Origin of the sequence: Maricaulis maris (genome assembly GCF_003634045.1) — a bacterium.
GTDB lineage: Bacteria > Pseudomonadota > Alphaproteobacteria > Caulobacterales > Maricaulaceae > Maricaulis > Maricaulis maris.
The window spans coordinates 388,721-398,192 of the sequence record NZ_RBIM01000005.1; the positions used below are offsets into that span (position 1 = coordinate 388,721).

The window sequence follows — 9,472 nt, forward strand, 5'->3', positions numbered from 1 at the left end:
AGGCGATTCAGTATTGTAAAACTCAGACAATATACTTGCCATCCGGCCCATGCTGACCAATCCTTGCCCAAAATCGGGGAGTGTTGATCATGCGCGGATTTGCGATTTTCTTACTTGCAGCATTGGCGTTCGGGAGCATTGTCAGCGCAGTGGCCGCAGCGCAGACGGCTGATCAACATCTCCGACATAATCGCCTCATCGTGCTCACCGACATCGAGGCTGATCCGGACGACACGCAGTCCCTGATCCGCCTCCTTCTCTATGCCAACGAGATCGATCTGGAAGGCTTGGTCGCCACGACATCGATCCATCAGCGTAGCCGCACGGCACCGGAGTCGATCCACCATGTTATCGGGCAATACGCCGAGGTGTACGACACGCTGAGCCAGCACGCGTCCGGCTATCCTGAGGCCGAAACGCTCACAGCACGGGTCACCACAGGTCAGCCGGTCTACGGCATGGCCGGCGTTGGCGAAGGCCGCGACACACCCGGCTCCGATGCGATCATCGCCGCTCTGGAAGCGGACGATCCCCGCCCGCTCTGGGTTGCCGCCTGGGGTGGACCCAACACCCTGGCCCAGGCGCTGCACACGCTGCGCGCCACCCGTTCACCGGAAGCGCTTGCGCGCCTCGTTGCCAAGCTGCGCGTCTATACAATCTCCGACCAGGATGACAGTGGCGCCTGGATGCGCGAGACCTTCCCCGACCTCTTCTATATTGTCAGCCCCGGCGGCTACGGCGCCGCCACATGGACCGGGATTTCGCAGGTTGTCGACGGGCTCGACAACACCACCATCTCGAATGCCTGGCTGGCGGAGCATATCCAACAGGGCCACGGCCCGTTCGGTGCCGCCTATCCCGATGTCGCCTACGGGATGGAGGGCGACACGCCGACCTTTCTCAACCTGATCCCGAACGGGCTGAGCGATCCGGAACACCCCGACTGGGGCGGCTGGGGCGGTCGATACGAACTCTATACGCCCGAACTTTCGGCGCTCGACCCGGATGGTTTTACCGGCGGGGTTCCGGTGACCGAGGAAACCCGTGAGATATGGACCAATGCGATCGACACGGTGCGGCCCTGGCGGGCACGATCCCATGGTCGCGCGCATGGTTATGCCGAGGAAAGCTTCACTGGCTTTCGTGCGACCCTGTGGCGCTGGCGTGATGACATCCAGAATGATTTCGCCGCCCGCATTGACTGGACAGTCAGTGCGTATGTCGATGCCAACCATCCTCCGGTCGTCCGTCTTGATCATGCGGATCGACTGACAGTGCACAGTGGCGACGCCGTTCGTTTGAGCGCGCTGGGGTCATCCGATCCGGATGGTGACAGCCTCAGCTATCATTGGTTTCAGTATCCCGAGGCCGGAAGTTATCCCAATGCGATCGACCTTTGGGGGGCTGATAATCTCTATGCTCGCGGCTTTCACGCCCCTGAGGTCGAGGCACCACAGACCGTTCACTTCATCCTGCGCGTCACCGACAAGGGCAGTCCGGCGTTAAGTCGTTACCGCCGCGTCATCGTGACGATACTCCCTGCCGGCGGTCAGTGAGGGAAGGCGGGTGCGTGTCACCCAATACGCCCCGGCGCCTTGCTTCTCCCGACCGGGAAGAGGCGGGTTGTCCCCGCCCTGTACCCCTTTCCTTCTCCCTGGGGAGAAGGTGCGCGTAGCGCGGATGAGGGGGATTCGTCCTGCTATCACCGGGGTTTACCACTCACCCTGCCCCTCTCCCAAGGGAGAGGGAAAGTGAGCGCCGACAAAAAATCGGGAAAACTTATCCGCCCCTCTTCCGGCCCATCGCATAATCTTCCCGTTCCCAGGCCATCCTGAGGCTCGGACCGGTTATCCGGCGGGATGTCTGTCGCGGTTACCGGCATAGAATCAGCGTTTAATTGGCTCCGGCCGGTATCCCACACGACCTCACGACCCAAAACGCCAGGCGACGAGGCCGTGGCGCGGTTCGGGGCGCCCCGCGCATAACCCATCCACCGCCCACACAGCCTATCCCGCTTGGCCAAACCCGTTGTCGATGCTACCTGCCCGCATCATGACCATAGATCCGTCCCTCATCCGAAATTTCTCCATCGTGGCGCATATCGACCACGGCAAATCCACGCTGGCCGACCGCCTGATCCAGGTGACCGGCGGACTGACCCAGCGCGAGATGAAAGAGCAAGTGCTCGACAATATGGAGCTCGAGCGCGAGCGCGGCATCACGATCAAGGCCCAGACGGTGCGGCTCGATTACACCGCCAAGGACGGCAAGACCTATGTCCTCAACCTGATCGACACGCCCGGCCATGTCGACTTCGCCTATGAGGTCAACCGCTCGCTGGCCGCCTGTGAAGGCTCTTTGCTGGTCGTCGATGCCTCGCAGGGCGTCGAGGCCCAGACCCTCGCCAATGTCTACCAGGCGATCGAGGTCAATCACGAAATCGTCCCGGTGCTCAACAAGATCGACCTGCCGGCCGCCGAGCCGGAGCGGGTCAAGGAGCAGATCGAGGATGTGATCGGTCTGGACGCGTCCGACGCCGTCATGATCTCGGCCAAGACCGGTCTTGGCATCGAGGACGTGCTGGAAGCGGTCGTCACCCGTCTGCCGCCGCCCGCCGCCGGCGATCCGAATGCGCCGCTGAAGGCGATGCTGGTCGACAGCTGGTATGACCCCTATCTCGGCGTCATCTGCTTGGTGCGGGTGATCGAAGGCACGCTGAAAAAGGGCATGAAGGCCCGCCTCATGGGCACCGGTGCCGCCTATCCGGTCGACGGGGTTGGCGTGTTCCGTCCCAAGAAAGAGGCGATCGACAGTCTCGGCCCGGGCGAGCTGGGCTATCTCAATGCCTCGATCAAACAGGTCCGCGATGCCCGCGTCGGCGACACCGTCACCGATGACCGGCGGCCGGCCGACAAAGCGCTCACGGGCTACAAGCCGGCCCAGCCGGTGGTGTTCTGTGGTCTCTTCCCGGTCGACAGTGCCGAGTTCGAGGATCTGCGCGAGGCGATCGAGCGGCTGGCGCTCAATGATGCCTCCTTCTCCTATGAGATGGAGACCTCGGCGGCGCTCGGCTTTGGTTTCCGTTGCGGCTTCCTGGGCCTGCTGCACCTGGAAGTCATCCGCGAGCGTCTCGAGCGCGAATACAATATCGAGCTGATCACCACGGCGCCGTCCGTGGTCTATCGCCTGCACATGAATGATGGCAGCGAGATCGACCTGCACAACCCGGCCGACATGCCGGACCCGGTCAAGATCGACACCATTGCCGAACCCTGGATCAAGGCGACCATCCTGGTGCCGGACGAGTATCTCGGTGGCGTGCTGAAGCTGTGCCAAGACCGGCGCGGTAACCAGATCGAGCTGACCTATGCCGGCAATCGCGCTTTGGTCGTCTATGAACTGCCGCTCAATGAGGTCGTGTTCGACTTCTATGACCGGCTGAAGTCGATTTCCAAGGGCTATGCCTCGTTCGACTATCAGTGGATCGAGGACCGGGTCGGCGATCTGGTGCGCATGTCGATCCTGGTCAATGACGAACCGGTCGATGCCCTGTCCATGGTCGTGCACCGGGCGCGTGCCGAGCTGCGTGGCCGGGCCATGTGCGAAAAGCTGAAAGAGCTGATCCCGCGGCACATGTTCAAAATCCCGATCCAGGCCGCCCTGGGGGGGCGCATCGTCGCCCGCGAAACCCTGTCCGCCCTGCGCAAGGACGTGACCGCCAAATGCTATGGCGGTGACGCCAGCCGCAAGCGCAAGCTGCTGGACAAGCAAAAAGCCGGCAAGAAGAAGATGCGCCAGTTCGGCAAGGTGGAGATCCCGCAGGAAGCCTTTATCGCGGCCCTGAAGATGGATGATAATTGATCGGGGCTTGCCAAGTGCCGATCATGGCCCATCTTGATGCGTAAGCGCCGCCATCAAACGGGGAGTTTTCCGATGCGCCATGTTCTGTCTGCCTGCCTTGCCGCGTTCGCGCTGACCGCCGCACCGGCTCTCGCCGAACTCGACGCCGGCGACGCCGCTGCCGACTTCACCGTGTCCGGCTTCCAGGCCGGTGAGCCGGTGAGTTTCCATCTCGCCGAGGCCCTGGAGGACGGGCCGGTCGTGCTGTTCTTCTTCCCGGCCGCCTTTACTTCGGGCTGCGAAGCCCAGGCGGCGGCCTTTGCCGAGGCGATCGATCAGTTCACCGCGGAAGGCGCGACCGTGATCGGGGTGACTGGCGGCAATACCGACCGTCTGGCCGAGTTCTCGACCCAGCATTGCGCCTCGGCCTTTCCGGTCTTCGCGATCGAGGACGGCATGGCCGGTGATTATGATGCCCGTCTGATGCTGCGTCCGGGTTGGACCAACCGCACCTCCTATGTGATCGATCAAAATTCGACGATTGCCTTTGCCTGGTCGGATATGAGCCCCTACGAGCACGTTGATCAGACGCTTGCTGCCGTGCGGGCGCTGAACGTCGAATAATCTTGCATGCAGCGCGGCGGAGTCGGGGCTTCGTTAGCGATATCATGCAGTGGACAAAGGCGCGGTCATCGTGTTGCGGTGCATCGCGAAGCGTGGCGATTCCCGAGCCTGCCATCCACTGAGGTGTTTGCCTGATGTCCGATCCCGTTGTCCTGTTTGAAAACGTCCATCCTGTTGCCGATATCGCCTTCTCGGCTGACGGTTACGCCATCGAGCGTCACACCGCCGCGCTTGATATCGGTGATCTTCATGCCGCGCTCGGACCGGCCGTGCTGGCGGGGATCCGTTCGCGCACCAAGATGAACAAGGCGGCCTTTGACGCGGCGCCCAACCTGCTGGCCCTGGGCTGTTTCTGTATCGGCACCAACCAGGTCGATCTCGAGACGGCGGCCGGTCGCGGCATTCCGGTCTTCAACGGCCCGTTCGGCAATACCCGCTCGGTCGCCGAGCTGACCCTGGCCTCGATCATCATGCTGATGCGTGGCATCCCTGTGCGATCAAGCGCGGCGATGCGCGGCGAGTGGCAGAAATCGACGACCAATTCGCACGAGGTCCGGGCCAAGAAGCTCGGCATCGTCGGATATGGCAATATCGGCTCGCAATTGTCGGTTCTGGCGAGCGCACTGGGCATGCATGTCTATTTCTACGACACCGAACCCAAGCTGGCGCACGGCAATGCGCGCTCCTGCGCCTCGCTCGACGAGTTGCTGGAAATCTGTGACGTCGTCACCCTGCACGTGCCCTCGACCGAGCACACCCGCAATCTCATGAGCGCATCGGCCATCGGCAACATGAAAAAGGGTGCCATCCTGATCAATCAGGCCCGCGGCGATCTGGTCGATATCGACGCGCTGGCCGCCGCGCTGGAGAGCGGGCATCTGATCGGCGCGGCCGTTGACGTCTTCCCCAAGGAGCCGGCGTCGAAGGATGAGGCCTTTGTCTCGCCGTTGCAGAAATTCGAGAATATCATCCTCACCCCGCATATCGGTGGCTCGACGCTGGAAGCCCAGCAGGCCATCGGCGAAGACGTGTCGGGCAAGCTGGCGCGTTTTGTCTCGCTCGGCGCGACCAAAGGGGCGGTCAATGTGCCCGAGATCGAGCCCGGTCAGATCAAGCCGGGCCGGACGCGCCTGTTGAGCTTCCACTCCAACGCGCCGGGTTTCCTGTCGCGCCTCAATGATGCGGTCAGCGCCTCCGGCGCCAATATTGCCGCCCAACAGCTCGAGACACGCGGTCAGTTGGGCTATGTGGCGGCCGATCTGGAGGGCGATCTGCCGCCCGGTTTCATCGATCACATCCGGGCATTGGACGGATCGATCCGGGCCCGGCTGGTGCGCTAGTCCGACGGTCCGGTCCGGCTCTCCCATTGGCGGCGGTTGAGGCCGACCACCAGCAGCCAGCCGGCGAAAACAAATTCCGGGAGGGCGGCGGGAAGGAGCAGCAACCCGCCCAGGCCCGACAGCGCGGGGAGGCCGAAGTGAACGATGCCGAGGGCCAGATAACTCAGGCCTGACAGCCCCATGAGCAGGCCGAGGAAGCGCGGGAAGTAGCCTGAACGGGCAAGCAGGATGCCGAGCGCGCAGCCATGCAGGCCGAACAGCATGAGGGCGAGGATATAGCCTTCATTGTGCAGGCCGAGGAAGGTGAGGGCGAGCGTGTCGGCGGCGCCCGCCTCGAACTGGCCGGCAATGCCGGTATCACCCAGCAGGATCAGCGGTGCTGTCTGCGCCAGAAGCGCGGTGACCAACACCCCGCTCATCACAAGACGAACAGACAGGGCCAGGAGCGCCAGGCCGCGATCGACCGGGGCCAGAAGGCGGTAGAAGGTCACGGCCAGAACGATGTCGAGCACGAGGACCAGGAAATCGGCCAGGAGGCCCAGGCGGAACAATCCGTTCCGGCTCTGGATCAATTCGGCGGTCGCGCCGGCATCCTGCCAGTCGATCAGACTGCCGCGAACAGCCATTTGGGCGAAAATGCCGCAAAGAATGATCGCGATATAGGCCAGCCCCGACAGGCGGGCGAGCGCGACGGGATGGCGGGTTGGTGTGGTTGTGTTGGGCATGCGTGCTCCGATCCGGACCTGATTGTGGTGTCCATACTAGCGACCGGCACAGCGCGGGTCTTGCCGATTTCCAAATCGGCGCATCGTTCTGGGAAAACGGGTTCGCCGGTGCGCTAGACGCCCAGCGCCTTGGCCAGCCCGTCGACTGTGCGGACATAGCTGGCACCGGACCATTCACAGGCCGCTATCACGACTTCTCGTTTGGCGATCAGACCGAAGCCGATGAAGCGGTCAGCGGCGCCGGCCTCATAGGCCTCGAAATCGGTCATGCCGTCGCCGACCATGATGGTTTCGTCGGCCTTGCCGGAGATGGTGTTGAGGATCTCGGCCTTGCCGCCATTGCGCGACAGCGGATAGTCCGTGTCCAGGCCACTGACCTGGTCACCATTCCAGATAAAGCGATTGGCGTGGATGTCGCCCTGGCCAAAGCCAAGATCGCCAAGAACCGGTTCCAGGAGGTCGGCAAAGCCACCGGAAACGGCGTGCAGCACATCGCCGCGCGCCCGCAGCTTGCGGATTAGCGGTGCCATGCCGGGCGTCAGGCGTTGACGCAATTGCTCGGCGACGGCGTCTACGCCCGCTCGATCCAGTGCGGCGAGTTCCAGGCGTGCTTCCAGACTGTCGCGCAGCGCCATGCTGCCCGACATGCCGGCGCGGGTGATCTCATGCAGGCGCGCTTTCGCCGCCAGCTTGTCGTCGCGCATGGCAAGTGCCGCCTCCAGTGCGCTGTCCAGCGACTCAACCCGCAACAGCGTCGAGTCCACATCAAAGGCAATCAGTCGTGTCACGCCGTCTTCCCGAACCACCAGAGCGTGAGTCTAGACGCGGGCTTGCGGCCTGTCAGCGTCTTTGCGCGACGCACGCTCAGGCGCCGGCGCCCGGGTTGATCGGGCAGACCACGCCGGTACCGCCAATGCCGCAATAACCGGACGGGTTCTTGGCCAGGTATTGCTGGTGATAATCCTCGGCATAATAGAAGGGGCCAGCCGCTGTGATCTCGGTCGTGATTGCACCGAGGTCTGCCTTGTCGAGACCGGTCTGGTAGCGCGCCGCTGACTGGCGGGCGAGGGCGAGTTGGTCCGAGGTGGTGGCATAGATCGCCGAGCGGTATTGCGTGCCGCGATCATTGCCTTGCCGCATGCCCTGGGTGGGGTCGTGGCTTTCCCAGAAAATCTTCAACACGCCATCCAGCGTGATCACGGCCGGATCGAAGATCACGCGCACCAGTTCGGCATGGCCGGTGGCGCCGCTGCAGGTCTCTTCATAGGTCGGGTTCGGCGTTGAGCCACCGCCATAGCCGACCGCCGTATGCCAGACACCCGGTGCCTCCCAGAACAGGCGCTCGGCCCCCCAGAAACAGCCCAGGCCGAGGAATATCTCCTGCAGGCCGTCGGGCACGGCCACCTTGATGTCACGCCCGGTGATGAAATGGGTCGGCGCGGTCGCGATGGCCTCGCTGCGACCGGCCAGGGCCTGGTCGGCGGGAATGATTCGGGATTTCCAGACAGGGTCTGACATGCGGGGCTCCAAAGCCTTGAGGTGTCGCCTGAAGATAAGAGGCTTGCCGGCAAAAACCAGAGCCAGTTGCGGCGATATCCGCCCCGTCACGGCGGGCATTGCAGCGGGGCGTCGACCGGTCGGTGTGTGGCCGTCCGGAGGCCGTGGCACATGCGCGCGGATGCATCGCGGTCCACCTCAAGTCCCGGCCCTTGCCCCACCCCTTCGCAATATGTGCACAAGACCTTTTGAGGTGGCCGGGACAGTCATCCCGGGGCGGGCTGTCAAATCTTGCATTCGACGGGTGCGCAAGCTGAGCGAGACGCCTTGCAGGATGCGCCGCGATGGGTATAGTCCGCGCCTTCGCGGTGAGGTGGCCGAGTGGTCGAAGGCGCACGCCTGGAACGCGTGTAGGCGGGTAACCGTCTCGTGGGTTCGAATCCCACCCTCACCGCCACATATCTTCTTGAAATAATTAGATAAAATGGCGCCGCACAATTCCCGCGGCGTTTCCGCGGCTTCGTGGATACTTCCTTGCATGGAGACTTGGGTGTCTCGGCGATCTTCGTCACTGCTCACGCGTCCGCCCGCATCATTTCAACCACGACCGATCCCTCGAGCGCCGTTCCAGATTCAAAAACCTTCGCAATGCCGCTCTCATCGAAAGGCGCGAATTGCTGCTGGCCAAAGGCTATGCGAGCGCCGACATTCGAGACTTGTCCGCTTTAGTTTGACACCACCTTTTTGAGACCAGTCCGGTTTTGTCTGGTTCCTCCTAGCGATCCCTCAGATCCGGCGTCGGCCGGAACACGAAAAGCTTGAGCAACGAGAAAATGCTCACGGCTGCTGCAATCATGGCCACGATTTGGGAGATGATATGGGGCAGGCCAAGCTGGAAGGTCAGGCCGTACAGGACTGCAATCTGCACCACATAGCCCACGCCATAGGCGGCAATATACCTGATGAAGGCGGTATGGTGTGTCGACTTGTCGCGGAAAGACCAGCCCTTGTTGAGAATATAGGTCACCACAATGCCGGTGGAGTAGCCGATGCTGCTGGCAGTCACCTCGTGAACGCCGAGAGCCGTCAGTCCCGCATAAAGAGCCAGCAGGGCGAGATTGGTACTGCCGCCTACGATCAGATAGCGAACGGCTGGTCGCTCGATAATGGCGTATATAAGTTTGGGAAATTTATTGCGCGTCATAGATGCACTTGAAACCAACGAGTTTACGCTCTTAGAAGAACGCAGGTCATACCAATGCAGAAAATATAGTCAACGGAGATGGCAACCTCCAATATGATAACAACCGCGGTTCGGGAGAGACCATTTAAATGTAGCGCCAAGTTCGAACTAGGTCGTGGGCTCATAAGTTCTGATCCAGAGACGCGCTGAGGCGAGAGCGACGGCAGCGAGGAAGTTTCTGGCGAGCTTGTCGAAGCGGGTGG

8 protein-coding genes and 1 tRNA gene are annotated in these 9,472 nt (G+C 62.3%); 5 read left to right on the top strand and 4 right to left on the bottom strand.

The genetic code is table 11. The features are described 5' to 3' along the window. The first annotated feature begins 89 nt into the window (after positions 1-89). From C7435_RS12445 to serA, 4 genes are all read left to right on the top strand, one after another. Positions 90-1,556: a DUF1593 domain-containing protein gene (locus tag C7435_RS12445; RefSeq protein WP_121211899.1), complete on the top strand. Its 1,467-nt coding sequence runs from the start codon at positions 90-92 to the stop codon at positions 1,554-1,556. Between the two features lie 496 nt (positions 1,557-2,052). Further along, positions 2,053-3,861, top strand: coding sequence for a translation elongation factor 4 (lepA, locus tag C7435_RS12450; RefSeq protein WP_121211868.1), 1,809 nt, complete (start codon positions 2,053-2,055; stop codon positions 3,859-3,861). A 72-nt stretch (positions 3,862-3,933) separates the two neighbouring features. Further along, positions 3,934-4,464 carry a peroxiredoxin gene (locus C7435_RS12455; RefSeq protein WP_121211870.1) on the top strand — a complete coding sequence of 177 codons (531 nt, stop codon included), beginning with the start codon at positions 3,934-3,936 and terminating at the stop codon, positions 4,462-4,464. Positions 4,465-4,598: 134 nt separating this feature from the next. Beyond that, a complete protein-coding gene (gene serA / locus C7435_RS12460; RefSeq protein ID WP_075191490.1) occupies positions 4,599-5,804 on the top strand; it encodes a phosphoglycerate dehydrogenase in 1,206 nt (401 codons plus the stop codon). Here serA and C7435_RS12465 read toward each other — a convergent pair. From C7435_RS12465 to msrA, 3 genes are all read right to left on the bottom strand, one after another. Further along, positions 5,801-6,529, bottom strand: coding sequence for a DUF4386 domain-containing protein (locus C7435_RS12465; protein ID WP_075191489.1), 729 nt, complete (start codon positions 6,527-6,529; stop codon positions 5,801-5,803). The genes serA and C7435_RS12465 overlap by 4 nt on opposite strands. Positions 6,530-6,642: 113 nt before the next feature. After that, complete coding sequence (locus C7435_RS12470) at positions 6,643-7,317, bottom strand: HAD-IB family phosphatase (RefSeq protein ID WP_170150464.1); 675 nt, start codon at positions 7,315-7,317, stop codon at positions 6,643-6,645. A gap of 76 nt (positions 7,318-7,393) precedes the next feature. Further along, positions 7,394-8,047 carry a peptide-methionine (S)-S-oxide reductase MsrA gene (gene msrA, locus C7435_RS12475; protein ID WP_075191488.1) on the bottom strand — a complete coding sequence of 218 codons (654 nt, stop codon included), beginning with the start codon at positions 8,045-8,047 and terminating at the stop codon, positions 7,394-7,396. 346 nt (positions 8,048-8,393) lie between these two features. On the opposite strand from msrA, the gene C7435_RS12480 reads away from it, so the two are divergent. Next, positions 8,394-8,483 (top strand) — tRNA-Ser (locus C7435_RS12480). A 318-nt stretch (positions 8,484-8,801) separates the two neighbouring features. On the opposite strand, the gene C7435_RS12485 is transcribed toward C7435_RS12480, so the two are convergent. Further along, on the bottom strand, positions 8,802-9,230 hold the full coding sequence (locus C7435_RS12485) for a GtrA family protein (RefSeq protein WP_075191487.1): 429 nt from the start codon (positions 9,228-9,230) through the stop codon (positions 8,802-8,804). Positions 9,231-9,472 lie beyond the last annotated feature (242 nt).